Source organism: Algoriphagus lutimaris (assembly GCF_017051705.1).
In the GTDB taxonomy this organism is placed as follows: Bacteria; Bacteroidota; Bacteroidia; order Cytophagales; family Cyclobacteriaceae; genus Algoriphagus; species Algoriphagus lutimaris.
In genome coordinates this window covers 1,834,163-1,859,436 of sequence record NZ_JAFIDJ010000001.1, presented here as the reverse complement: position 1 = coordinate 1,859,436, position 25,274 = coordinate 1,834,163, and the positions used below count along the sequence as shown (strand labels likewise).

The window sequence follows — 25,274 nt, the reverse complement described above, 5'->3', positions numbered from 1 at the left end:
TATTTATAATTAATGAATGATTTTTAAGTCATGGATTATAGTACTAAAACAGATATTCAGATTCTCCAGCAGATAGGAGACTTTGTAAAAGCGGAGCGTATTGCTCAAAATAAATCCCAAGATCAGCTTTCCTCAGAAGCCGGGATCAGTCGATCTACCTTAAGCTTATTGGAGAGAGGGGAGAAGGTCAATCTGATCACTATGATTCAAGTACTACGTGTATTGGATCAATTGCAATGGTTGGAAGCTTTTGAACTGAAAAATACCATTAGCCCGATGGATTACATCAAGCTTCAAAAGAAGTATGAACGACAACGTGTTCGTAATACGGATAAAGCAGCAGAAAATCCTCCCTCAGAATGGTAATAGCAGCAGAAATATGGATTTGGGATCAATTGGTAGGGGCGGTACTTTGGGATGAAAGGCAGCAGGTTGGGAGATTTGAGTTTAATCAGGAGTTCCTCCGTTCAGGCTTAGATTTATCTCCTATCAAAATGCCTTTGGCCCAAGGAGGAAGGGTTTTTTCATTTCCAGAATTAAGGAAATCCAGGGGAGATGTATTCGATACGTTTAAGGGTCTGCCAGGATTATTGGCCGACATGCTTCCTGATAAATATGGAAGTCAGTTAATCAATACCTGGTTGCAACAGAATGGTCGGCCTGCAGATAGTCTCAATCCGGTAGAGCAATTATGTTTTATTGGAAAGAGAGGTGTAGGTGCCTTAGAAATCAAGCCCTCCTTGAGAACAGAGTTAAGTAGGGCCACGAACATAGAAGTGGATAGCTTGGTCCATATTGCAGGAAAAATATTGAATGCGAGAGTGGGATTTGGATCGGATCTCAGTAGCCAGGAACAGTCTGCTTTAGCGGATATTCTAAAAATAGGGACCTCTGCTGGAGGTGCTCGGGCAAAAGCAGTCATTGCCTATAATCCCAAAACTGGAGCTGTAAAAAGTGGACAGGTCAAAGCTCCCAAAGGATTTTCCTATTGGATTATCAAGTTTGACGGCGTGCATGATTCGCAATTTGGAGTCACGCTGGGATATGGGAGGGTAGAAATGGCCTACTACCTAATGGCATTGGAAGCGGGAATAGAGATGAACGAGTCCCAGCTCTTGGAAGAAAATGGAAGAGCTCATTTTATGACCAAGCGATTTGATCGAACGAATGATGGTCAAAAGATCCATATGCAAAGCCTCTGTGGTATCCGCCATTTTGATTTCAACAGGGTGGGAGAGTTTAGCTACGAACAGGTGTTTGAAACCATGAGGATGCTTCGATGTACCTATCCAGAAGCAGAGCAGATGTTTATCCGAATGGTATTTAATGTTTTTGCAAGAAATTGTGATGACCATACCAAGAATTTTGCATTTCTAATGGATCAAACAGGAAAATGGACATTATCTCCAGCTTATGATATTTGCCATGCCTACCGACCTGGAAGCATTTGGGTAAGTTCCCAGTCATTAACAGTGAATGGAAAAAGAGATGGGATTTCTGAAACAGATTTTTTGGAAGTAGCCCGAAAGATGAATATCAAAAAGCCCGAAGAGAAAATTGCAAAAGTTACTGACGCCATCCGGCGTTGGGAGGAGTTTGCTGCTCAAGTAGGGGTGGAGGAGAAATTAAAATCAGGTATCAAGAAAACGCTCTTGGTTTGACTCCTTCCTTAGAGCCTAGATATATCCTACCAGTTTATAAACCGTAATGCCAATCCATTCCTTCACTAGTTTATGCCAGTTTTCGATGGAAGAGGGGCTAGGGTAAACCAGTGTAGGAAAGCTGAACTTCACATCATGGCTGTAATAATCGGTAGGGAAAGTTTCAGTTTTCAATCCTACCTTATCGAAACAACCTTTAGAGCGGTACATATGAAATGCTGAGGTGATCAGTAAAAATTCCTGATTGGTATCGATCTTATTTTCCTCTAGAAAAGCTTTGGTAAACTGCGCATTTTGAGCCGTGTTTTTTGCTTTGTTTTCGATTAATACATCTTCAGTAGGAACGCCGGTCATCAACAGAAATCGCTGCAATAATTCCGCTTCTGATTGTGGGTTGACAGGGTTTAAGCCTTGACCACCGGTAATCAGGATTTTTTTGATTTTGCCCATCCGGTAAAGTTGTAGGGCATGGGTAATCCGATCTGCCCCTTTATTGAAGAACGTTCGATCGTATGCTGTTTTACTCAAGTTGGTGACCCCGGTCAGGACAATTCCGTATTCATGGGGTTTGACTTCATCGAATTCCTTGAATTCCGGTTCCCAAGCCAACATGGCTTGGTTTGCAATAAATTGGTTGGAGAAAAACCAAAGCAAAATAATTCCAGCCCAAAGGCTTTTTTTGCCCCATTTTCGGCGAAAATAAATTGCCCCAACTACAATTAGCAAAGAGATAATGGTCAAGGGCATCGCCAAAAAACTCAGGAATTGGGAAAGGTAGAAAAACATAAGTTGCCGGGTGGTAATCCACAAAGAAAAGAGGGAATTCCTCAATTTTCAAATTCAAGAAATAATGTACCTATTCAATTAGATATAGGTGGAGCTTATTTGGCTTGTAAAGTGATGTAGACTCCAAATCTAATTCTTTAAAATAATCTGATTCAATTCAAAAATTCTTTATCCTTGAATATTCCTTTATCTCTAAAGGAAAGTTATTTTTGGGCATGAGTTCAAACCTATTGCCTTTACTACAGGAGCTTTCTTCCCAATTGGAAGGAACCTTGCAATTCGATTCTTTGACAAAGACCCTTTATGCCACCGATGCTTCCGTTTATCGGGAGATGCCTTTGGCAGTAGCTTTTCCCAAAACTGAATCAGATATTCAGAAGCTTATTCATTTTGCTTCCAAAAACGGAACTTCCTTAATACCTAGAACGGCAGGAACCTCTCTATCTGGTCAATGTGTAGGAAATGGAATCGTGGTGGATGTGTCTAAGCACTTTACCAAGATTTTGGAACTCAATCAAGAGGAAAGATGGGTAAGGGTTCAACCAGGAGTGGTAAGAGATGAACTTAATAGATTTTTAAAACCTCATGGGCTTTTCTTTAGTCCCATTACTTCTACCGCTAACAGAGCAATGATTGGTGGGATGGTAGGTAATAATTCCTCTGGAACCACCTCTATTGTATATGGGGTCACAAGAGATAAAGTGATTTCATTACATACCATTTTAAGCGATGGTAATCCTGTAAAATTTGAAGCTTTAAGTAAGGTAGAATTTGCACAAAAGACCCAACTGGATACACTGGAAGGAGCCATTTATAAAAAAATTGAAGAGGAATTAAGCGACCCTGAAGCGAGAGAAGAAATCCATGCCCAATTCCCAAAAAAATCTATCCATCGAAGAAATACGGGATATGCAGTAGATGAATTGCTCAAATCGGAAGTTTTTGAAGGGGAAGAAAAATTTAATTTCTGTAAACTTCTTTCGGGTTCAGAAGGAACTTTGGCATTCACTACGGAGATCAAAATCAGTTTAGATCCTTTACCAGATCCTATTGAGATCGTAGTTGCAGCTCATTTTGAGACCATTCATGAAAGTATGGTTGCATCCCAAACAGCCATGAAACATCCTGCCACTGCGGTTGAATTGATGGATAAAATCATTTTGGACTGTACCAAAGAGAGTATTGAATATTCCAAAAATCGGTATTTCGTGGAGGGAGATCCTGAAGCGCTTTTAATGGTAGAATTCCGGGGTAAAACGCTGGAAGAAGCTATGGAAAAGGGGAAGAAGTTGGTCGAAGATTTTCAACAAAAGGGTATTGGGTATGCCTATCCAATCATTGAACCATCCATGGTTTCTGCTGCCTGGGCATTGAGATCGGCAGGATTGGGCTTATTAGCGAACATTCCGGGAGATCAAAAAGCAGTGGCTTGTATTGAAGATACTGCGGTGGATATTGAGGATTTGGCGGATTACATCGATGAAGTGGATGAGATGATGAAAGGGTTTAATCAAAAGCCGGTTCATTATGCCCATGCCGGAGCAGGGGAAATTCACTTGAGGCCCATTCTGGATTTGAAAAAGTCCAAAGACGTAGAGGAGTTCTATCAGATTTCCAAAGCGTCTGCCGAATTAGTGAAGAAGTACCAAGGCTCTTTGAGTGGGGAACATGGAGATGGACGGGTTAGAGCTGCTTTTATCCCACTGATGGTCGGAGAGAAAAATTACCAGTTGTTTCGCCGTTTGAAATTCACTTGGGATCCTCAAAATATTTTCAATCCTGGGAAAATAGTAGATGCGGCTCCTATGAACAAATTCCTTCGATATGAGCCAGATTCTAAAACTCCGGAGCATCCTACTTTGATGGACTTTTCTAATGTAGGAGGGATTCTTAGAATGGCCGAAAAATGTAATGGCTCAGGTGATTGTAGGAAATTACCTGGATCTGGAGGCACAATGTGTCCGAGTTATATGGCAACCAGAAATGAGCGGGATACCACCCGAGGACGTGCCAATACCTTGAGGGAATTTTTGACCATGGACAAAAAGGAAAATGCCTTTGATCATCCTGAAATCAAAGAAGCCATGGATTTATGTCTTTCCTGTAAAGGCTGTACCTCCGAATGTCCTTCCAATGTGGACATGGCTAGCTTGAAAGCGGAATTTCAATATCAATACCAACAAGCCAATGGAATCCCTTTACGGTCTAAAGCCTTTGCTCATATTAATGAACTGAATGAATTGGGTTCCTTGATTCCCGGGATCGCAAATTTCTTCTTAAGTAACAGTGTTACGGGAGGATTGATGAAGTCTGTTTTGGGGGTTGCCCCAAAACGAAACCTTCCTGCCATTAGTAATCAAAGCCTCAGAAAGTGGTATAAAAAGAATTATCGGGCATTGCCTGGGGCAAAGCAAACGATTAAGTCGATTTATTTTTTTGTGGATGAATTTACCAACCACAATGATACCCAAATTGGCATTAAAGCGATTTCACTTTTAAAGAAATTGGGATACGATGTCAAAATCGTCGATCATCAGGAAAGTGGGCGATCTGCCATTTCAAAAGGTTTATTACCAAAAGCCAAAAAACATGCAGAAGCCAATGTAAAAGTGTTTTCGGACTTGATTGATGGAAATACTCCTTTGATAGGTCTGGAACCTTCGGCAATTTTGAGCTTTAGAGATGAGTACCCAAGATTAGTAAGCAAGGAATTAGTAGAATCTGCCAAGAAGCTTAAAATTCATGTGAAGTTAATCGATGAATTTTTGGCTCAGGAAGCAGCTGCAGGGAATATCAAACCTGATTCTTTTACCACAAATACTCAGAAAATTAAACTTCATGGCCATTGTCATCAAAAGGCCCTTTCTTCAGTTCTTTGGACACAAAAAATATTATCCCTACCTGTAAATTATACAGTGGAGACGATTCCAAGTGGATGCTGTGGGATGGCCGGAAGTTTTGGGTATGAAGCCGAACATTATGAAGTATCTCAACAAGTGGGTGAATTGGTATTGTTTCCAACCGTGAGAAAGACGGAGCTTGAAACAATTATTGCGGCGCCAGGTACTTCGTGCAGGCACCAGATCGCGGATGGAACCGGGAGAAAAGCCAAGCATCCGGTTGAGATTTTATGGGAAGCCTTAAGTGATTGATTTCTGATTCAACCAGAAATCAATCAACGGGATTTATATCGATTAAATTTTCAGTTGGAGGGGCCTAAGACCTTTCTTGCAACATATTCCGCGCACCTCGCGGCAAGCCTGGCAGTAGCATGATCTAAGTCAAAGTTTGGATTGAGCTCTACTACATCCATGGAAATGACTTTCTTGCTTTTAGTAATTAATTCAAACACTTTAAAGGCAAACTCTGGTTCAAATCCCATTGGGGATGGAGCTGAAACACCTGGGGCATAGGCTGAGGCAAATCCATCCATATCTACTGTGAGATATATTTTATCTTTTGAATCCAGAAACCAAAGAATTTTCTCATGTATGACTTCCCAGTTATTTAGTCGAAAGTCCTCCATGACCATCCACTGCGAATTCGATCTTTCTGCAGTTTCAAAAAGTGACTTTGGATTTACGGATCGCTGTATACCTAAACATAGGTAGTGGAAATCATCTTTATATTCCTCTGCAAGTTGGAAGAAAGGAGATCCTGAATGTCCTTTTACATTGTTTAAAGGTCTTAAGTCAAAATGAGCATCCAAGTTGATGATTCCTAATTTTTCATCCTTCGATTGGAGGTATTGGTAGACTCCTCTTGCATGGGCAAAAGCCAAATCATGGCCACCTCCCAATAGAATAGGAAAGTGATTTGTTTCCAGAAGTTTGACTACGGTTGATGTGATAAGATCATGGCTAGATTCCATGTCTGAATTAAGAGTAATGATATCGCCATAGTCAAAAACCCTGGTTTGTTCTGGAAGATGAAAAGCAAGACTTCCCAACATATTTCGGATAGCTTTAGGCCCTGCTTTCGTTCCTAACCTACCTTGGTTTCTATTTACCCCTTCTTCGCCGGCATAACCAAGTATACCCACTTTTGGCATGTCCATGATGGTATCCAATTCGAGGTTATTTACTGAAATACTGGCTTGATGCCAGTATTCTATCGCATTCGATTTTCTACCATACCAATTGGAGGATTCCGGATTCTGGTGAAATTGCCCCATCTTTTTTTATACCAATTTATCCAAAATACTAGGATCTACCAGATTTGGGAGAGTTACTTTTAAATTCGGGGTTCTTTCCATTTCTCTTTGGATGGCTTCTAGTGAACCTGAATTTCTAGCCCAAGCCCTTCTTGCAATCCCATTATTGACATCATAAAAAAGCATGGAGTTTAGTTTTCTTTCCGCTTCTACTGATCCATCGAGGACCATTCCAAATCCTCCATTGATCACCTCTCCCCATCCAACTCCACCGCCATTGTGGATAGAGACCCAGGTAGCTCCTCTAAAACTATCCCCTATGACATTATGAATAGCCATATCAGCGGTAAACTTGCTTCCATCATATATATTGCTGGTTTCTCGATAAGGAGAATCTGTTCCACTTACATCATGGTGATCTCTTCCAAGCACGATAGGAGCAGATATTTCACCGGATTCGATGGCTTGATTAAACGCTTTCGCAATTTTTGCTCTTCCTTCCGCATCTGCATAAAGGATTCTGGCTTGTGAACCCACCACCAGACGATTTTTTTCAGCCTCCTCGATCCAAGTTATGTTATCCTGCATTTGCTGTTGAATGGATTCCGGTGAATTCTGCATGATTTCTTTAAGGACTTTTGCAGCAATTTGATCTGTTTTGGATAAATCATCGGGATTCCCAGATGTACAAACCCAGCGGAAGGGTCCGAATCCATAATCAAAACACATGGGACCAAGGATGTCCTGGACGTAACTTGGATATTTGAAATCTATGCCGTTCTCGGCCATGATAGCAGCCCCGGCTCTGGATGCTTCCAATAAAAACGCATTTCCATAATCAAAAAAGTAAGTTCCTCTTTTTGAATGGTTATTGATAGAAGATGCATGTCTTCTCAATGTTTCTTGAACCTTTTCTTTAAATAATTCAGGATCTTCGGCCATCATTCGGTTAGATTCTTCAAAAGATAGACCTACCGGGTAGTATCCTCCTGCCCAGGGGTTATGTAAAGAAGTTTGGTCAGAACCTATTTCTATAAATACATTTTCCTGATCAAATCTTTCCCAAACATCTACTATGTTTCCAATGTAGGCGATCGAAACCACTTCTTCATTGGCTTTGGCCAGTTGAGTTCTGAGTACTAATTCATCTAGGTTTTCGATCAACTCATCTACCCATCCTTGTTCATGTCTTTTTTTGGCCGCAGCTGGATTTACTTCGGCACAGATGGTGATACATCCTGCAATATTTCCTGCTTTAGGTTGAGCTCCACTCATGCCTCCTAGGCCTGCAGTCAAAAATAGTTTCCCTTTTGGGGATTTTCCGATTCCTAGTTTTTTCCGGAAGGCATTCATCACCGTAATGGTTGTGCCATGCACGATCCCCTGTGGACCAATATACATGTAAGAACCAGCCGTCATTTGTCCATATTGTGTAACTCCTATGGCGTTGAATTTTTCCCAATCATCAGGTTTTGAATAATTAGGGATCATCATTCCATTGGTGACGATCACCCTTGGAGCTTCCTTGGAAGAAGGGAATAGTCCCATCGGGTGCCCGGAATAGACATGGAGTGTTTGCTCCTCTGTCATTTCCGATAAATATTTCATAACCAGTAAATATTGGGCCCAATTTTGAAAAACAGCTCCATTTCCCCCATAGGTGATCAACTCCTCTGGATGTTGTGCTACCGCCGGGTCCAAATTATTCTGGATCATCAGCATGATTGCTGCAGCTTGTGTTGACTTGGCAGGATATTCAATAATAGGTCTTGCTTTCATTTCATAATCCGGCATGAATCTATACATGTAGATTCTTCCATATTCCTGAAGTTCGTCAAGAAACTCCTGTGCTAATTCGTAATGCCATTCCTTGGGAAAGTATCTGAGTGCATTGTTTAGCGCAAGTTTTTTCTCCGTCTCAGTTAAAATATCCTTTCTTTTTGGGGCATGACTGATTTGTCCACTTCTTACTTTTTTAGATGGTAAAATGCTTGGAATACCCTTTATGATTTGCTCTTGGAAAGTCATTTGAATGATCGAATTAAGTGTTTTGAAATAAAGAAGGACCCTCCCTAAAATAGGTAGTCTTTGTACTTGAGTTATTTAGCTGAAGCAGTCACTCGGACACCTCTTTTCCAAACTTGTACAGGTTTGAGTTTTCCTTGATGGTAAAGAATCTCTTGGTAATTGTTGGTAGGGAAAATGGAAAAGTCCGCCAGCATTCCCTGTTTTAATATACCTCTGTCTGATAAGTTCAATGTTGCAGCTGCACGTACCGTTAGCCCTGCCAATACTTCTGCAGTGCTTAACTTTTGGAACGTGGCAAGAATAGATGCTTGAGTAATTAAGTCTCCCATAGGAGCTGAACCCGGATTCCAGTCAGAAGCAATTGCCAAAGAACCTCCTTGGTCCAATAATTTTCTGGCAGGAGTAAAATCACAGCCAAGGCCTAAACTTGCTCCCGGCAATGCAACTGCAATGGTATCAGACTGGGCAAGCAAAGAAATCTCATTTTCTCCCGATGCTTCTAAATGATCTGCAGATTTTGCTTTGAATTTCACTGCTACTTCTGAGCCTCCAGTAGTGAATTGGTCAGCATGAACCGTAATATCAAATCCTAATTCTTTAGCTTTTTCGAAATAGGCTTCTATTTCTTCCGAAGAGAATGCGCTTTTTTCAATGAATGCATCGACCCGATTAGAAAGCTGTTCTATTTTGATTTGAGGAAGTAAGGTCTCTCCAATTAGCTTCAGATATTCTGCATTAGTACCTTCAAAATCTCTAGGCTTCATATGAGCTGCCAAGCAGGTTGAAATCAAATCTGCAAGGGTTTTGGAATTCGCTTCTTTGATTGCCCTCAACATTTTCAACTCTTCTTCATGATTTAGACCATAGCCGCTTTTTACTTCAATGGTGGTCACCCCCTCCATCAAGTGCTGGTTGGCATTTTTGGTGGTGTTCGCAGCAAGTTGGATGAGGTCTAGTTTTCTTGTTTGGGTAACAGTATCCCAAATTCCACCTCCAGCTTCTGCAATTTCCAAATAGGATTTCCCTGCATTTCTCATGGCAAAATCTCTGGCTCTGGTACCACCAAAACAAATGTGTGTATGGCAATCGATCCAACCCGGTACTGCCATGCAATCCCCTTCCAAAAGATGGAGTTCGGTCTGGTCCAAGGTGATTTTTGATCTCAACTCTTCGAAGTTTCCTACTTCTAGAATTTTATCATCCCGAATCAGGATCCCCGCCTCTTGAATGATTTCCAGACTTTCGTCTTTAAGAGGCCCCTTAAGGGGAAGTTTATCCAAAGTCAAAAGCTGATGAAAGGGACCTATTAATTTTTGCTTATTCATGGTGAAATTTTTTAATAGGTGAACAATGCACTCCATTCCGTTTCAAAAGCCAGGCCTTCTTCGATGGCTACTTTTTTAGCAATTTCCACTAACTCTCCACTTTGAATCAATTCGATGGCTGTTTCCATGTCTTCTGTCATCACTCGGTCCGTGACAACCGGAGAAATTTTGGTTCGAACATGCTCATAAATAGCGGTCATGATTTTTCCTGATTTCATAGGGCTGTGGAAATCCATTGCTTGTGCTGCATAGAACAGTTCCACTCCAAGAATCTTCTCCACATTCCCAATTACTTGTAGGGCCTTTCTTGCACCAATAGACCCCATACTTACATGATCTTCTTGTCCAAGTGAAGTTGGGATGCTATCTGCACTGGAAGGGAAGCATAGCCCCTTGTTTTCTGATGCCAAAGCTGCTGTAGTGTACTGAGGGATCATCAAACCTGAATTCAGGCCTGTTTCTTTAAGCAGTAATTTAGGGACTCCTGGAGTATCACCTTCAATAGATAAATAAATTCTTCTATCTGCGATGTTTCCTATTTCGGAAGCCGCCAAACATGCGTAATCCAATGGTAGGGCAATAGGTTGCCCATGGAAGTTTCCACCACTAATCGTATGTTCTGCATTTAGTACTACAGGGTTATCCGTAACGGAATTGATTTCAGTTTCTATGGTATCCTTTAAGTGTAGCCAAGCGTTTCTGGAGGCTCCATGCACCTGAGGCATGCATCTCAGAGAATAAGGATCTTGGACTCTGGCACAATTCGCGTGTGAGTTCACGATCTCAGATTCATAAAGCAGATTTAAGATGGTTTGTGCGGTGTGTTTATTTCCAGGGTAAGGTCTCAATTGATGAAGCTCTGCCGAAAAAGGTTTAATAGACCCCATCAATCCTTCAATCATCATGGCGCCTGTAATATCAGCGTGGGTGAGTACATTATGCAGCCGATCCACCACTTTAACTCCGAATGCGGCAATAAATTGGGTTCCATTGATGAGAGCCAAACCCTCTTTTGGGCCAAGTTGTAAAGGGGATAAGTGATAGGATTGAAGGGCCTTTTCAGCTGAAATGATTTCTCCTTCCAAATGAACTTTTCCATATCCAATTAAGGGTAAGAAGAGGTGGGAAAGTGGAGCCAAATCTCCTGATGCTCCCACCGAACCCTGAAGCGGTACCACAGGAATTAAATCATTTTCCAACATCCAAAGCATTCGCTCAATAGTAGCCAGCTGAATGCCTGAAAACCCCTGTGAAAGAGCCTGCACCTTCAAAACCAGCATCAGTTTGGAAATTTCTACAGGAATTGGTTCCCCGAGTCCAACAGCATGACTTTTCAATAGGTTTTCCTGAAGAGTTCGGGTATCAGATTCAGAGATTCTGCTGGTACATAGAGGGCCAAATCCTGTATTGATCCCATAAACCGCTTTATCTCCCTTTGCAATCTGCTGAACTGCTTCACTGGATTTTATCACTTTGGATTTGGTCTCCTCAGTCAAAATCCCTTTTACCTCTTTTCTTGCAAGTTTTAAAGCTAAAGAAGAAGTAAGTCTATCTATGCCATATCGGAAAGTGTTCATTTCATATTGAGTTATATTCTAAAGAGTTAGACAAAAATACTTTATTTACATGATAAGTTTTGATATCATTTTTATCATATATTGATAACTTTGAGTTATCATGGAATTGCGACATCTTAGTTATTTTAAAGCCGTTGCAGAGGAGCTAAACTTTAGGAAGGCGGCTGAAAAATTATTTATATCCCAACCGGGCTTGAGTAGGCAAATCAAACAATTAGAGGACTTGTTGGAGGTCAAATTACTGGAAAGAGACCAGAAGCATGTAAAATTGACTGCCGCCGGGGCCTATTTGAAAGGGGAAGTGGATTTTATTCTAAATCACTTAGAGATTACCAAGAGTCAATTGAAATTGATTGACTCGGGAAAGGTAGGGGAGTTGAGAATCGGCTTTTTGGGTTCTGCTTCCAATCGAGTATTGCCGGACTTATTGGCCAAAATCAATCAGCATCACCCGCTCATTACAACTAGCTTGGAGGAACTTAGCAATTCTGCCCAAGTAGAGATGATTCAGAAAGATAAGTTGGATTTGGGCTTTGTTAGACTGGCTTCAGTAGCAGAGAATTTGGAAATGAAACCGGTGATGAAAGATTCCTTTTCGCTGGTAGTCCCAATTGATCATCCCATTCCTGAAAGCCAATTCAAGTCAATTTCACAGTTTTCGGAAGAATCCTTTATCCTTTTTTCAAGTGATTACAGCAATTTCTATTACGAGCAAATAATTGGGATATGTAAGGATGCAGGATTTTCTCCTAAAATCCGACATAAATCTGTACATGCCTTGACCATTTTTAAATTGGTGGAAAATGGGTTGGGTATCGCGATAGTTCCAACTTCCCTAAAAGAAGGCTATGATCTAACCGTGAGATTTATGGAAATTCCCAATACAAATCGATATTCAGAACTGTCAGTAATCTGGAAGCCGGGAAATAGAAATCAAGCTTTGAAGCAGGTATTGCCTTTGATTTAAGATTTAGTGTTCAAGTAGAATATCTGGATGGGTTTCTATTTAATGATGGTATCCAATATTTATTATTTTATCCACAATCCAGAATGTCGGGTAAATGTCGGGTGAAAACCGAGCTTATTTCAGCCTATGTCACAACTCAAAAGAAGAAATTGCCATGGTTAATCAAAAACTATATAAAATGAAGCAACCAGAACTTGGTAGAAAAATTTCCGAAATAAGGAAGGCGAAAGGACTAACTCAAGAAGAGTTGGTAGAAATGAGTAATCTAAATGTTCGGACGATCCAGCGCATTGAAGCAGGTGAAGTGACTCCTAGGAGTTATACAATTAAAGCCTTGTTTGAAGCGTTGGGAATTCAGGAAAACATTAAGTTAAAAGAAGTAGAAAATGAGAAGGCTGTTCCGAGTATTTTGTATTTGGCATTGGCGGGTGGAATTCTATACTTCTTTGCTTCGATTTTTTGAAATTACAATGGAAGGAGAGTACGTAACAGGAGAATATTCATTTAAAAAATTAGGCTTTATAGCTGCAAAATCTTTATCCATTTTGGGATATGTAGTTTTTGGAATTGGCTGGATTAAAGTTTCTAAAATCTTTCTAAATCAGCTCCTAAAAATCAGCTTATTGGATAATGATTGTAATCTCAACTGTCTGGTACCTGACAGACATGGGGGCATTAAATTCATCTATCATTGCTTTTGAAGAATATTACTTGGTGAAAATAAGTTCTTTCGGCTTTTGTTATGTGTTGATAGGATTTGGGTTTATAGCCTATAAAAACTCTTTTTTCTCCATGGGAATGGTGATAGGAGGGCTTACCTTAATTTCGGGAGTATTTATTTTCTCTTGGATTGGAGCCATATTTGGTTTGATCTTTTTATCCTTGGCTGAGTTAGGTCAAATCGGATTATTGATGTATTTAATTCCAAAAGTGGGAAGAGTTCAGTCTCCCACTTTTTCCTTCTGATTTTAAACATTTTAAGATAATATTGCTTTTAGAATAAAAAGTTCATAAACCAAAAAAGCTTTCTTGGATGCCTAGGTTACAAATATTCCTTTTTTTAGTTATATGTCCGCTTCTATTTATTGCCTGTTCAAATGGCGATGAAGTAGATGACCAAATCGAAACAATTACAAACTTTGTTCTCGAGGTTGAAAAACTGGGAGATGGTGAAGTAAGAGCAACATTCTCTGCAGATAATGCAAGTTTCTTTAGGGTTAACTTTGGCACTTCTGGAGAAGTACCAAAAAGGGTAGATGGAAATACCGCAAACTTTACCTACACTGAAAAAGGAGATTATAACATCACTGTTTACGCTCATTCTACAGAATCAATTTTTGTGGTCAATACCAAAAAGATTAACATGAATGCCGCTTCTTTGGGATTGGATCCAGATACGGGGTATACTAGTCCTGATTCATACGAAGGTTTTAAACTTGTTTGGTCTGATGAATTTGATGGCACGACTATTTCAGACGATTGGACATTTGAATTGGGAGATGGATGTCCCGACTTATGTGGTTGGGGTAATCAAGAGCTTGAATATTACAAAAAGGAAAATACTTCATTGGAAGACGGTAAATTGGTTATAACAGCAAAAAATGAAAATGCTGGATCTAAGAATTATACTTCTTCTCGTTTGATTACCAAAGGCAAACAATCTTTTACTTACGGCAGGATTGATATCAGAGCCTTACTTCCAAAAGGGCAAGGATTGTGGCCAGCACTTTGGATGTTGGGTGAAAATATTGATGAGGTAAGTTGGCCAAAATGTGGTGAAATAGATATCATGGAAATGGTGGGTGGTTCGACTGATGACCGTGACCGAACCGTCCATGGGACGGTACATTGGGACAATAATGGATCCTATGCCAATTATGGAGGAAGCACCAAACTTGCGACAGGGATATTCAATGATGAATACCATGTTTTTTCAATCATTTGGGATCGGGAGGAAATCATTTGGTTATTAGATGGCGAAGAGTACCATGTGATTGATATAACTCCTGCTGGATTGGATGAATTCCATAAGCCGATGTACTTTATTTTTAACGTGGCAGTGGGAGGTATTTGGCCTGGAAGACCAGATGGAACCACCGTTTTTCCACAAGAAATGAAAGTAGACTATATTAGGGTATTTCAAGAAGAATAGGAGTATTTTATTATTCCAGTAAGGATTTAGAAATTTGATCCTTAATTTCTTTCAGAATTCGAGTGTTACTATCGCTTTCTGTTTCAATTTCCAAAATTTTTGGATGTAAAGATTCCTCATAAAAGTCCTGTAAGGAGATCATTAATTCTTCCTGGTTTACTACTTTGGAATAGAAAAAACCAAATTCCGTGGCCAAGTACTGAGCTGATAATTTTTGATTTGTTTCAAAAAATTCCTTTAACTCAGGCTGCTCACTAGGGCCTTTGATGATTCTGAATATCCCTCCTGCATGGTTGTTTAGTAAGATAATTCTGAGGTTGGGCATAGTATAATTATGCCAAAAAGCATTTCGATCGTAAAAGAACGCCATATCTCCAGTCACTAATGTAACCATCTCTTTGGTAGTAAAGGTACAACCTACAGCTGTAGAACTGGATCCATCGATTCCACTGGTTCCTCGATTACAACATAGTTCCTGATCTCGTCTACCCAAAAAATTCAGATACCGGACGGACATGCTATTTGCAACATGAATTTTAGATTGCTTTGGAGTGGTATGAAGGGCTAAATGAAGAGCGGAGTATTCGCCAAAATCCATCCTGTCAAGTGCTTCTGGTAACTTATTCTTAACCTTAAATTCTAAGGAATGCCAAGCCTGATAATACTCAGGGTTTTGTGGTTGAAGGTTTTCAGTAAGCCATTTGAAGAAGGCAATTGGATTAGTGGGCAGAATGCGGGTAAGCCGTTGAAAGGTGTCTTTCGCATTTCCATCTTCTTGAATATGCCAATGGGATGCCTTCGTTTCTCTCAAAAAGAGTTTTAAAGGTTTGGAAATAATAGATTTCCCAAAACTTATGATAAGGTCTGGCTCTAAATTGCCGGTTAGCTGAGTGATGCCTAACCAGTGATCATGTAACGTGATACTTTTATCTGATTGCATATTCCCGATGCAATCGGAAATAAAAACTACTTGATGTGTTTCTGATAAAGAATTGAGCAGGGTTAGGATTGCCGGATTAGGCCTTTGTTGACCAACAATTACCAGCATTCTTTTCACTCCACCTAAGCGATTTTTGAGTTTTGCAAAAGATTCATCCGATAGCAGTACTTTGCTGGAAAATTGGTTGAAAACACGAGGTTTCTCGGGGAAATGGATTGATTCCCCTTCAGTAGGATAAAAGGGCTCCTTTAATGGGATATTGAGGTGAACGGGACCACAAGGATATTGCTTGGAGAGGTTGATTGCCTCATTACTCACCCTCGCAGCTAGCCAGGAATCATCTTCCGTTCCAATTGAATTAGGGAATTGAAAACTTCCTTTTACATGTTTACCATATACCTCCTCTTGAAATATCGTTTGACCATCGTATTGATCAATCCATTCTTTGGGTCGGTCGGCAGTGATAACAAGCAAAGGGATTTTTTGAAAAAATGCTTCGGCAATAGCAGGGAAATAGTTTAGGGCGGCAGAACCACTTGTACATACCAAAGCCACAGGTTCTTCTAATTGTTGTGCCATCCCCAAAGCTATAAATGCAGCTGAACGTTCATCAGAGATCGTTCGGGTATGAATGTCTGGGTGACGTGCAAAAGCCAAGGTAAGAGGAGCACATCTGGAACCAGGAGACAAGATAACATTCTTGATTCCTTTTTTAGCGCATATTGCCACCAGTTCGATAATGTGAGAGAGGATCAAGTCGTTGGATTTTGGATGAATTTCCCAATGATTTCGCACTTATACTCAGTTTCCTCCCATTCTTTTTCTGGAACTGAATCCTCGGTAACTCCTGCTCCTGAATATAAAACCGCTTTATTGCTGAATAAGGAAGCAGTACGTAAATTGACGAAGACCGAAGTTTGACCTTGGACATTGACTGGACCAAGAAATCCTGCATAAAAGGAGCGGTCAAAATCCTCATATTCCTGTAAAAAATCATGAGCTTCTTTTCGTGGCATACCACAAACAGCAGAAGTGGGATGTAGTAAATTTAGCATGATGGAACCAAGCTCTGGGAAACCAGTTGCTTCCATGTCTATTCTAAAGTCTGTTTTGAGATGTAATAGATTTCCAGCTACAACGGTTTTAGGACCGTGTTCCTCGTATTCTCTAAGTCGTATCTTCTTAAAACAAGAGACTATATACCTACTTACTAAGGCTTGCTCTTCGATCTCTTTTTGCGTCCATGCTACAGATTTAAGAGGGTTATCCCCAGTTGCTTTTTGGGTCCCAGCCAAAGACATCGTATAGAAGATATCACCTTTGGTTTCGATTAATACCTCCGGAGAAGCGCCCATCCAAGTTCCTAAATGTGGAATGTGGAAAAAGTTGATCAGCGCATTGGGATAGGAATTCATCAAACTCAGAAGTGTACATGCTAAATTAAAATCTTTCGGGATGTCAATGGTTTTAGTTCTAGCCGGAACAACCTTTTCCAACTTATTTTCCTTGACCGCTTCTATTCCAAGTTCTACAAGTCGGAGAAAATGCGATTTATCCTCACTTATTCCTGAAGTAATGATTTTATTATTGATAGTTTGATCAAAAAGAAGCTTTCTAAGCTCTCCATCATTAAGTTTCTTTTGGTCTTCAAGCTGGATTTTTGCCCATTCTGGTAGGTCTTCAGGTTTAAATTCCTGGTCTAGTTCAAAACTGAAATATCGATTCGCCTTGATGTAATATGCTTTTTTATCCTCTTGGTCAGCGAAGGGATGAACGATAAACCCAGGTGGCAATTCTTCAAGGTTTAATTCTACTTTTTGAGGAGAAGCAGTTTCATCCAATACCATTTCCAGTTTTTTGGATTTTGGTTTTCTCCATATGGCAAAAGATCCACCGGAAGTTAATCCAAGCTGTAATAAAAGCTGAATAATTTCTGTTTGGGTATGATTATATGAAACCTCAGTATTCATTATTTTCTATCTAAAATAGCCATTGTGATTCGACTGATACAGCAAAGTTGATTTTTCTCATTTGAGATCTTTATTTCCCAAACCTGGGTGCTTTTACCCACATGTATGGGGCTCGCTGTACCTGATACAAAACCATCTTTCACTGATTTTAAATGGTTTGCATTTATTTCCAAGCCCACGCAAACCTGTTTATCCAAATCTATAGTGAGGGTACTTGCAATGCTTCCTAAAGTTTCGGCTAGCACCACACTAGCTCCACCATGCAACAAACCCATGGGTTGTTTTGTTCGGTGATCTACGGGCATTTTGGCAGAAATAGTATCTTCTGTAATATCAGTGAAAAGAATTCCCAAATACTCTACCATCGTATTTTCACTTTGTTTATTGAGTTGATCAAGGGAAGGCTTTCGCTTAAATACCATGAAAATTAAAGTAAATGAGTTTTCTTTGGGGGTAGACAAAAATAGAGAATCTTGAATCGAAAAAAAATTTACTTAGTTAGGCACGGGCAAACTGATTTCAATTTAAAAGGTGTAGTGCAGGGAAGTGGGATAAATGCAGACATCAATGAAACCGGAAGAGCCCAGGGAAAGATGTTTTTTGAGGCATATAAAGATGTTCCCTTTGATAGGGTATATCATACTGCCCTGATTCGAACCAAGCAATCAATTCAAAGATTTATAGATCTAGGAATACCAGCGACTACCTTACCTGAGTTAAATGAAATCTCTTGGGGTGACTATGAAGGGACCCCAATGACTACAGAAGAGAATCAATATTACGAACACATGCTCAACCAGTGGAAGGTTGGTAATTTAGATTATGCCATTGCAGGGGGAGAAAGTCCAAACATTGTGGCAGCTAGAATGATTAAGGGGATAGAAAGAATAATTGCAGACCCGGGAGAAAACGTGCTTGTATGCATGCATGGTAGGGCCATGAGAATATTTTTAAGCTTAATCTTGAAGCAGGATTTGAAAAATATGGATCAATTCGAGCACCAAAATCTTTGTCTCTATTTACTTCAGGAAAAAGAAAACAGGGAGTTTGAATTATTAAAGAGGAATGATGTAAAACATCTTAAAGCTTAGTATCTGCTTTAGCAAGTTTACCATTCTTTTTGAGCTGCTGAGCTTCTTCATATTCTGAAATGAAGCTTTGCAACTCTTCTTTACCTTCAGTCAGATCAAAAACGCGGAAAGCAATATCTTGAAGTTGAATTTCTTGACCTTCTCCAATTTCCACAATAAAACTTCCTAGACTACATTCATCTATTTCACTGCTTGGGACTTCAATCACCAAGGTGAGGTCAGAATTCCCCGAATAGGTTTTTGTTTTGAAAGCTTCAGAAAATTGATCTTCGATTTTTTGAATGGAAGTTTTTAGTGATTTAAGTTCTTTTTGTTTGAAAATCACCATAAATGTTTTTGAATCATCGTTTTTTGCAAAGGATGAAAGAGACAAAAACATGATTATCAGTAGGGTTCCTAAACTTCTCATACTTTTCAAGATACTAAAATAATGCCTGATTAAACAAGAGCTTTGGCTAAAAAAATAAAAACCCCGAAAATAAATTTATTTTCGGGGTCTCTTATTTTTGATTCTGTGTTTTAAGAAGCTTTTGATCTCTTCTTTTTCACTGGAGTTGGTTCTTCGATCTCATCCTCTACTCCGGCTAAGATTCTTCCACAATGCTCACACACAATTAATTTTTTCTTCTCTCTGATATCAGCTTGTCTTTGAGGGGGAACTGTATTGAAACAGCCTCCGCAGGCACCTCTTTTTACTAGCACTACAGCTAAACCGTTTTTTGCATTGGCTCTGATCTTACCGTAAGATTTCACCAATCGCTCATCCACTTTCTTCAAAGCTTTCTCTCTATCCGCATTTAATTTTGCTTCCTCAGATTCACTTTCAGAAATGATGGTAGACAATTCACTGTTTTTCTGATCAAGATCTTTTTGTCGATCTTTCATTACGGCAGTAAGTTCTTCTAGATCAACTTTCTTCTGATCAATTTTCACTCCTGCTTCAGCAATTTTTTTCTTTGAAACCTGAATCTCCAAGTCTTGCAATTCCAGCTCCTTGGTGATGGCATCATACTCACGATTATTTCGCACGTTCATCTGCTGTTCCTGATACTTCTTGATCAGTTTTTCAGATTCTTTAATGCTGTCCTTGAGTTGTCTGATTTCCTCGTCGTATGCTTCAATCTCGGCTTTGAATTTTTCCAAACGGGTTTCGTAACCAGCAATCTCGTCTTCTAGATCTTGAACTTCCTCAGGTAGAGCGCCTCTTACCTTAATAAGAGCATCAAGTCTTGAATCAATGAGTTGAAGGTTATGTATAGCCTCGAGTTTTTGTGCTACTGTACTTTCCATGTACTATCGGTAGGATGTGGGATTTGTAACTACTTTCGTCAAATAGAGTGCAATATTAGGAAAATTTTGTGACAATAGCTCTCCTAGTAATTCTTTTGTGAAAATTTCGCTCTCATAGTGTCCAATATCACAGAGTATTAATTGCCCTTCCGTATCAAAAAATTCATGGTATTTGACATCAGAAGTGATAAATACGTCAGCATTGGTCCTTTTTGCCTGATTTAAAAGAAAAATTCCAGCTCCTCCGCACACAGCAACTTTTTTTATTTTCTTCTGGAGAAAAGATGTGTGTTTGACTACCTTCAGTTCCATTTTATCTTTCAAATGATCTAAAAAGCTAGTTTCCTCCATGGACTCTGGTAACTCCCCAATCATTCCTGCCCCTACTTCCTGATGTTCATTTTCTATACTGGAAACATAATATGCAACTTCTTCATAGGGATGGCTGACTTTGAGCTGGCCTAAAACTTTTCCAATCAAATGATTTGAAACCAGGACTTCAACTTTTACTTCCTCCACGGTTTCAGGTTTTCCTTGTTTTCCAATTGCAGGATTTGCCTTGGAAGAAGGAGTGAAAGTCCCAGTTCCTTCCGTTTGAAAAGAGCAATCTGAATATTCCCCGATTTTACCAGCTCCAGCTTGAAAAATAGCTTCCAAAACTCGCTTTTTATCTGCCCTGGGCACAAAGAATTCCAACTTGCTCAACATTTGCTTTTTAGGCTGAAGAATTTTAGTGTTAATCAATCCAAGTCGATCACAGATTCTCTTATTGACCCCGTTGGATACATGATCCAAATTGGTATGGATAGCAAAAATTGCGATGTCATTTTTAATTGCTTTGATGACTGTTCTCTCTACGTAATTTCTTCCGGTAAAACTCTTTAATCCTTTGAAGACGATGGGGTGGTGGGCTACAATTAAATTCGCCCCAAGTGATATTGCCTCTTCAACTACCTCTTCCGTACAGTCTAATGAACAGATTACCCCTGTAACTAAATCGTTTCGATTGCCTGTAATCAACGTGGCATTGTCGTAGGATTCCTGGTAAGAAGGTGGAGCATAAGATTCTAGCCATGAAATCAATTCTCCAATCTTGTATCCCATAATTTTTATGTTTATTTGGTCAAAAATAGTAAAACTTAGGAATGCGCCCTTACGCTTTTTTGCTTTATCCATTTGCCTTGCTTTATGACCTCATCACCAGAGTACGGAACTGGTTTTTTGATTGGGGATGGCTGAAAAGTAGCCAATCTCCCATCCCAAGTATTTTGGTAGGCAATCTCCGAGTAGGGGGGACTGGGAAAACTCCGATGGTGGAATATTTGATTGAATATCTAAAGTCTAAAAAGAATATCGCTACCCTAAGCAGGGGCTATGGAAGAAGCACTCATGGATTTTTACAAGCCTCAGAAAGCTCAACTCCTTCGGATATTGGAGATGAACCATTCCAGATTTATGAAAAATATAGGAATGATATATCTGTTTTTGTAGGAGAAGATCGATTTACGGCAGCTTTTCAAATCACAGAAAAACAACCCAATACAGAAGTATTGCTTCTGGACGACGCATTTCAGCATCGATCATTTCAGGCTGATTTGAATATTCTTTTGACTACCTATGATCAACCGTTTTTCTCTGATTTTTTACTTCCGATGGGTAGGTTGAGAGAAAGTAGGTCTGGAGCTAAACGCGCCAATTTAATTGTAGTCACCAAATCGCCAAGAGGATTGGATGTTCAAGAAAAGGATAGGTTTCAAAAGAAAATCAAACACTATAATTCAATTGCTCCCATCTTATATAGTTCCATTGATTATGGAAAACCTGTTGCACTTCAACCTGAACATAAGTTTTCGGATTCGGTGATTTTAGTAAGTGGAATTGCGGATGACAAGCAGTTAAAATGTTTTGTGTCTGATAACTATAAATTACTGGAAAACTTTAATTATCCAGATCATCATGATTACCAACAAGAAGATTTTGAACGGATCAAACAGGTTTACCATCGATATGCTTCCAAAAAACCGGTGATAATCACCACCGAAAAAGATGCAGTGAAAGTTAAATCTTCTTGTCCAGCAGGATTTCTAAGAGAAATTCCGATTTTTGTCTTGCCAATCCAGGTGGTCTTTTCACCTGAGGATGAGCAAATCATAGAAAGGTTTATCGATCAGGTAATTCTTTAAAAGAAAAAGATTAGGTGAAAATCAGAGTTTTCGGTTTACTTATATTGTTGGTAATTGGGCTTTCCACAAGTTTGATGGCTCAGCGCCCTGTGACTACCAATCCTAACCAACAAAGGACAAGGGAATTAGTTGATCCTCAGGAAGAAGGAGAGGAGACAGATGGTAGGAGACCTTTGTTGGATGATAGTACCAAACAAGTCTACGGACCTAAAACCAGTCTTTATTTTTTCGAAAAAGATATCAAGAGAAACAACTTAATTCTTTATCCTCAAGACACCTCTTTGACTAATTTCCATAATTATGATCCAGTGGCCAAAGGGGGATGGAAATATCAAGATCTAGGAAATATAGGAAGTGCATCTCAACCAGTATTTTATCAGATTCCGGAATTAATAGGAACCAGGTCTGGTTATTCTGCCTATGATTTATATTACCGAAATCCTGAAAATTATAAATATTTTGATACCAAATCGCCGTTCACAGAAATGTCTGCGTTTTTTGGGGGAGGGCATCGGAATATGTTGGACCTGGCCTTTGCTAGAAACATTAATCCACGTTGGAATGTAGGGTTTGAGTTTCATACCATCAAAGCTCGAAAAACACTAAATCCAGTAGCAAGAGATGACAATATGGTAGATCAGACTACCTATTCCTTGCATACGAATTATCGTTCTGAAAATGGGAAGTACTGGTTCATGGGTAATTTTTCCAGGATGAAGCACAAAGTGAATGAAATAGGAGGAATCATACCCCCAGAAGTGGATAGTACCTCTATTTATTTCACTTATGAAGATGCCAAAGTGTGGTTGAGAAATTCTCAGGCGAGGGATCTGAGACAAGATTACCATTTCTACCATGAGTATAAGGTCCAGGATGGTTTGCAGATTTATCATGTGTTTGATAAGAAAAACCAAGACATGACTTTTGAATCCGATCTAACTACCTCGGATTCAATATTCTATCCAAGTACAAGGTTCAATCAACAAGATACTACCAGGAATTTCAATGAATTTTCGGAGTGGAGAAATGAAGTTGGGTTTAAGGGAACTTTTGGAGGCTTTTTTTACAATGCCTATGGGAAGTTCAGGACCGGAAGGATGAAAAATAAGTTTTTTGCTGAGGATGATAAATTCAATGAGGTTTATCTGGGGGGACAATTAGTAGGTAAAATCTCCGATCAATGGTCTTTGACAGCTGACGGGGAGTATTTGCTGCCGGGCGCTTATAAACTACATGGAATATTTGTTTCTCCTTGGATAGAATTGGAATATACCAAAGCCTTGTATAAGCCTACCTCCGTTCAACAGGTGTACATGGGGAATCATTATCAATGGGAAAATGATTTTGATAATACCGGGGTGGATCAAATCAAAGGGAAATTGATCATCAATTTTGATAAGATCAGGTTAAGACCCAGTCTGACCATCAACAGAGTTAATAATTACATTTATTTCAATGAAGATAGGGTCGCCACTCAAAATAATGGGGAAGCATTTATGTTAATGCCTGGATTGGTGGCCAACTTCCAGATTGGAAAGAAATTCAGGTGGGATAATGAATTGGTATTTACCCAGATTTCTGGGGCTGGAAGTGATGCTTTTAGAATTCCAAAGTTTTACGCCAACAGTAAGTTTTATTTTGATAGTCCAGCTTTCGATGAACATGTATTTATCCAGTTTGGTATCGATGTTCGATACAAGTCTGACTATTATGCAGATGCTTATTTCCCTTCTACACAACAGTTCTATCTGCAAAATTCATTTAATGTTTATGCCTATCCAGTAGCAGATATATTTTTGAATTTCAGAATCAACAGAACGCGGGTTTTGTTAAAATACAATCATTTAAATAGTGGCTTGATGAATCGGGAGGGCTATTTTGTTACTCCTGACTATACTGGATATAAATCATTTATTGACTTGGGTATCACTTGGTATTTATTTGACTAATTATGAGTTGGGAAGAAAGCACCAGAGAGAAAATGCTTCATTTGAAGTTGCCAACAGATCCTCGTTGGGTCAATATTGCGGAAATGCAGATTGAGGATATATTGACGGATCATGCTTATTGCGAACAGAAAGCAGCTTCATCATGCATCAGTTTGATTTTGAGATTTTTTGATTTGCCTGAATTAGTGGACACCTTGACTCCAATTGTTTCAGAAGAATGGGGGCATTTTGAGCGTGTGATGGAGCAAATTCGAAAAAGAGGATTGAGATTTGGCGAACCTCGGAAAGATGAATATGTCACCCGACTTCAAGGATTTGTCAAAAAAGGAGGCAATCGCTGGCAACAGCTTACTGAGGTATTGCTGCTGAATGCCTTAATCGAAGCGAGAAGTTGTGAGCGTTTCAAATTATTGTCCAAGAATATTGAAGATTCAGAACTTCAGAGCTTTTACTACGAACTCATGATTTCCGAAGCGGGTCATTATGTGACTTTTATTGAACTGGCTAGGAAATACCAAGATCCTGAAAAGGTAAACGCTCGTTGGCAGGAATGGCTATCATTTGAGGCGGAAGTGTTGAAAGAAATTGGGATTAGAGGAGATAGAATGCATTAAGAATGGAAATAAAAATCAGAGAGATACGGGCAATGGAATTGATGGGTCAAAAGATATTGACCTCAATTTCGAAGAAAGAAACCTCAAAACTTTGGAAGCCTTTTAGACAAACTCTCAAGGAAAAAGACCTTTTTCCTAAACTGTTTTATTCCATCCATCGATATGGCAAAGCCGTGCAAGAGGGGAGTTTTTCTTTAGATACTCAATTTGAAAAATGCGCAGCTATTGAGTTAGATTTCGATAGAATTGATGGGTTTGAGAAAATCAGTTTAGAAGGGGGGAAGTATGCAGTATTTGAACATTCGGGCTCTGTTTCTAAATTCCAACAAGCAATGCAAAAATTTTATCAGGAATGGCTTCCTAGTTCTGGTTACGGGTTGGATAATCGAGCCCATTTTGAAACATTTGATGAGAGCTATGATCCTTTTTCAGAAAGTTCCGTTGAATTGATTTGGACGCCCATTAAAGTATTAAAATAAGCTTTAAAGGCCGTTTTGAGGTTAAATTTTGTGAGGCAATAAGCATTGTCAATCATTATTGTTATACTTAATCATAATTTTTAAAGCAGGCAGTAAAATCTGTTCCAAT

At 39.4% G+C, this 25,274-nt stretch carries 23 protein-coding genes; 12 read left to right on the top strand and 11 right to left on the bottom strand.

Translation table 11 applies throughout. The features are described 5' to 3' along the window. Positions 1-30: 30 nt before the first annotated feature. Both JYB62_RS07620 and JYB62_RS07615 read left to right on the top strand, forming a co-directional pair. Complete coding sequence (locus JYB62_RS07620; protein ID WP_205644806.1) at positions 31-366, top strand: helix-turn-helix domain-containing protein; 336 nt, start codon at positions 31-33, stop codon at positions 364-366. Next, positions 360-1,661, top strand: coding sequence for a type II toxin-antitoxin system HipA family toxin (locus JYB62_RS07615; protein ID WP_205644805.1), 1,302 nt, complete (start codon positions 360-362; stop codon positions 1,659-1,661). Before JYB62_RS07620 ends, JYB62_RS07615 begins: the two co-directional genes overlap by 7 nt. A 15-nt stretch (positions 1,662-1,676) precedes the next feature. Here JYB62_RS07615 and JYB62_RS07610 read toward each other — a convergent pair whose 3' ends face one another. Then, a complete protein-coding gene (locus JYB62_RS07610; RefSeq protein WP_205644804.1) occupies positions 1,677-2,447 on the bottom strand; it encodes a YdcF family protein in 771 nt (256 codons plus the stop codon). A 215-nt stretch (positions 2,448-2,662) separates the two neighbouring features. Here JYB62_RS07610 and JYB62_RS07605 point away from each other — a divergent pair, with 215 nt between their 5' ends. Further along, entirely contained in the window at positions 2,663-5,599 is a 2,937-nt protein-coding gene (locus JYB62_RS07605) for an FAD-binding and (Fe-S)-binding domain-containing protein (protein ID WP_205644803.1), read from the top strand. A gap of 50 nt (positions 5,600-5,649) precedes the next feature. On the opposite strand, the gene hutG is transcribed toward JYB62_RS07605, so the two are convergent. The 4 genes from hutG to hutH all read right to left on the bottom strand — a co-directional run bounded on the left by hutG (position 5,650) and on the right by hutH (position 11,530). After that, the gene (hutG, locus tag JYB62_RS07600) at positions 5,650-6,621 is read right to left on the bottom strand and encodes a formimidoylglutamase (RefSeq protein ID WP_205644802.1); all 972 of its coding nucleotides are present in this window, start codon (positions 6,619-6,621) and stop codon (positions 5,650-5,652) included. A gap of 6 nt (positions 6,622-6,627) precedes the next feature. Further along, entirely contained in the window at positions 6,628-8,628 is a 2,001-nt protein-coding gene (locus tag JYB62_RS07595) for a urocanate hydratase (RefSeq protein ID WP_205644801.1), read from the bottom strand. Between the two features lie 71 nt (positions 8,629-8,699). Next, positions 8,700-9,953 (bottom strand): imidazolonepropionase, encoded by a 1,254-nt coding sequence (gene hutI, locus JYB62_RS07590; protein WP_205644800.1) that lies wholly within the window; start codon positions 9,951-9,953, stop codon positions 8,700-8,702. Between the two features lie 11 nt (positions 9,954-9,964). Next, a complete protein-coding gene (gene hutH / locus JYB62_RS07585) occupies positions 9,965-11,530 on the bottom strand; it encodes a histidine ammonia-lyase (protein ID WP_205644799.1) in 1,566 nt (521 codons plus the stop codon). A gap of 100 nt (positions 11,531-11,630) precedes the next feature. Between hutH and JYB62_RS07580 the strand changes: the two genes are divergently transcribed. The 4 genes from JYB62_RS07580 (at position 11,631) to JYB62_RS07565 (ending at position 14,649) form a co-directional block, all read left to right on the top strand. Continuing rightward, the gene (locus tag JYB62_RS07580) at positions 11,631-12,497 is read left to right on the top strand and encodes a LysR family transcriptional regulator (protein WP_205644798.1); all 867 of its coding nucleotides are present in this window, start codon (positions 11,631-11,633) and stop codon (positions 12,495-12,497) included. Positions 12,498-12,675: 178 nt separating this feature from the next. Continuing rightward, positions 12,676-12,960 (top strand): helix-turn-helix domain-containing protein, encoded by a 285-nt coding sequence (locus tag JYB62_RS07575; RefSeq protein ID WP_205644797.1) that lies wholly within the window; start codon positions 12,676-12,678, stop codon positions 12,958-12,960. 167 nt (positions 12,961-13,127) lie between these two features. Further along, entirely contained in the window at positions 13,128-13,463 is a 336-nt protein-coding gene (locus tag JYB62_RS07570; protein WP_205644796.1) for a hypothetical protein, read from the top strand. Positions 13,464-13,530: 67 nt separating this feature from the next. Beyond that, on the top strand, positions 13,531-14,649 hold the full coding sequence (locus tag JYB62_RS07565) for a glycoside hydrolase family 16 protein (RefSeq protein WP_205644795.1): 1,119 nt from the start codon (positions 13,531-13,533) through the stop codon (positions 14,647-14,649). Between the two features lie 10 nt (positions 14,650-14,659). On the opposite strand, the gene menD is transcribed toward JYB62_RS07565, so the two are convergent. From menD to JYB62_RS07550, 3 genes are read right to left on the bottom strand one after another with little or no spacing between them, the layout of a single operon-like run. Further along, on the bottom strand, positions 14,660-16,384 hold the full coding sequence (menD, locus tag JYB62_RS07560; RefSeq protein ID WP_317194640.1) for a 2-succinyl-5-enolpyruvyl-6-hydroxy-3-cyclohexene-1-carboxylic-acid synthase: 1,725 nt from the start codon (positions 16,382-16,384) through the stop codon (positions 14,660-14,662). Further along, positions 16,342-17,559, bottom strand: a complete 1,218-nt coding sequence (locus JYB62_RS07555; protein WP_205644794.1) for a chorismate-binding protein — start codon at positions 17,557-17,559, stop codon at positions 16,342-16,344. Before JYB62_RS07555 ends, menD begins: the two co-directional genes overlap by 43 nt. Beyond that, positions 17,559-17,981, bottom strand: coding sequence for a hotdog fold thioesterase (locus tag JYB62_RS07550; protein ID WP_205644793.1), 423 nt, complete (start codon positions 17,979-17,981; stop codon positions 17,559-17,561). Before JYB62_RS07550 ends, JYB62_RS07555 begins: the two co-directional genes overlap by 1 nt. Positions 17,982-18,032: 51 nt before the next feature. On the opposite strand from JYB62_RS07550, the gene JYB62_RS07545 reads away from it, so the two are divergent. Next, complete coding sequence (locus JYB62_RS07545) at positions 18,033-18,650, top strand: histidine phosphatase family protein (RefSeq protein WP_205644792.1); 618 nt, start codon at positions 18,033-18,035, stop codon at positions 18,648-18,650. Here JYB62_RS07545 and JYB62_RS07540 read toward each other — a convergent pair. From JYB62_RS07540 to JYB62_RS07530, 3 genes are all read right to left on the bottom strand, one after another. Beyond that, the gene (locus JYB62_RS07540) at positions 18,640-19,059 is read right to left on the bottom strand and encodes a hypothetical protein (RefSeq protein ID WP_205644791.1); all 420 of its coding nucleotides are present in this window, start codon (positions 19,057-19,059) and stop codon (positions 18,640-18,642) included. The two genes, JYB62_RS07545 and JYB62_RS07540, sit on opposite strands and share 11 nt — an antisense overlap. 110 nt (positions 19,060-19,169) lie before the next feature. Continuing rightward, positions 19,170-19,940 (bottom strand): zinc ribbon domain-containing protein, encoded by a 771-nt coding sequence (locus JYB62_RS07535; RefSeq protein WP_205644790.1) that lies wholly within the window; start codon positions 19,938-19,940, stop codon positions 19,170-19,172. 3 nt (positions 19,941-19,943) lie between these two features. Next, on the bottom strand, positions 19,944-21,044 hold the full coding sequence (locus tag JYB62_RS07530; RefSeq protein ID WP_205644789.1) for a Nif3-like dinuclear metal center hexameric protein: 1,101 nt from the start codon (positions 21,042-21,044) through the stop codon (positions 19,944-19,946). A 41-nt stretch (positions 21,045-21,085) separates the two neighbouring features. Here JYB62_RS07530 and lpxK point away from each other — a divergent pair, with 41 nt between their 5' ends. Genes lpxK through JYB62_RS07510 form a run of 4 tightly spaced genes read left to right on the top strand, consistent with a single transcriptional unit; the run spans position 21,086 to position 25,165 of the window. Further along, positions 21,086-22,123, top strand: a complete 1,038-nt coding sequence (gene lpxK / locus JYB62_RS07525; RefSeq protein WP_205644788.1) for a tetraacyldisaccharide 4'-kinase — start codon at positions 21,086-21,088, stop codon at positions 22,121-22,123. 14 nt (positions 22,124-22,137) lie between these two features. Then, positions 22,138-24,072: a putative porin gene (locus tag JYB62_RS07520; protein WP_317194639.1), complete on the top strand. Its 1,935-nt coding sequence runs from the start codon at positions 22,138-22,140 to the stop codon at positions 24,070-24,072. A gap of 2 nt (positions 24,073-24,074) precedes the next feature. Continuing rightward, positions 24,075-24,686 carry a tRNA-(ms[2]io[6]A)-hydroxylase gene (miaE, locus tag JYB62_RS07515; RefSeq protein ID WP_205644787.1) on the top strand — a complete coding sequence of 204 codons (612 nt, stop codon included), beginning with the start codon at positions 24,075-24,077 and terminating at the stop codon, positions 24,684-24,686. Between the two features lie 2 nt (positions 24,687-24,688). Further along, a complete protein-coding gene (locus JYB62_RS07510) occupies positions 24,689-25,165 on the top strand; it encodes a GyrI-like domain-containing protein (protein WP_205644786.1) in 477 nt (158 codons plus the stop codon). Positions 25,166-25,274 lie beyond the last annotated feature (109 nt).